We start from the raw sequence: 962 nt of genomic DNA on the forward strand, positions 1-962 counted from the left end.
GCCTTGTTGCTGATTACGTCGCAGCTGATATTGAGAATCGGCGAGTACGGAAAGTCCCATGGTAGGGATACCTTCTAACCAGCGACTCTTATTGATCATCTTGCGTGCTTCTTGCCAGGTGGCATCCAAAATAATGTACAACGGCATTTTGGCTTGTTTCTGGCTTTGCATTTCCACATGTTCGAGTGTGATACTTTCTTCACTTGGGAATAAAATCACCGGGTACAGCGATGGATCAGCCAAGCGAGTGAGCAACTCTGCTGGTGGTTGTTTGCGATCCCAGATTGCTTGCTCGACGTTGAGTTGGCAATGCTGTAATAGCTGGCCCGTATTGGTGTCACGAGTTAGCTCATTTGGGTGCATCAATAGCAGTATTTCGTGCTTGCTGGTGAGTTTAGGCACCAGCGAGCAAATACAGTTGAACTGAAAACCGCAATGGGGACACGGTTGTGACATTACAGTCGAACCCCTTCACGCACTGGGCTAATACCATCCGAGAACAGACGAACACCACTGATTTGTTCTGGTGTGGCTGTTGGTGCCATGCTCGGGTTCAGAGGGTAGCTTACGCCAGTGTACTGCATGACATGTTTTGCTGGTGTTGCGCCACCGCCACTAACATCGAAAATCAGGTCGCGCCAACCGTGCGACGTTTGTTGGCCGAGCATTATTGGGCTTCTTACCAGTGTAATTCGACTATTGAAGCGCCATTCTTTTTCATGGTTTTCGAACACCAAGAGCGTACAACCGCCTGAGCCGCACCAATCCAATTGAACCAGCAGTTCTTCATTACCATCACCATTGAGATCGTACGTTAACCAGCGGTATTGGTTATTGCTTGGGTCGGTTTGATGGATGAAGAAGTAGTTACGTACCGCAGCATCGACTTTGGAATCGAAATCGGCACTGGATGGGACGTCAGCACTGCCGATAGGTTGGTCTGCACGCTTCGCCGCCGGTTG

General features: G+C 49.6%; 1 protein-coding gene and 1 pseudogene. Both read right to left on the reverse strand.

The features are described 5' to 3' along the window. A partial coding sequence (locus tag R7R78_RS24715; protein WP_225474448.1) for a tRNA-uridine aminocarboxypropyltransferase occupies positions 1-456 on the reverse strand: 456 nt, incomplete at its 3' end. After that, a pseudogene (locus R7R78_RS24720) lies at positions 456-962 on the reverse strand (hypothetical protein); the annotation flags it as partial. The gene R7R78_RS24715 and the pseudogene R7R78_RS24720, both read right to left, overlap by 1 nt.

Source organism: Vibrio sp. 2134-1, from assembly GCF_033339495.1.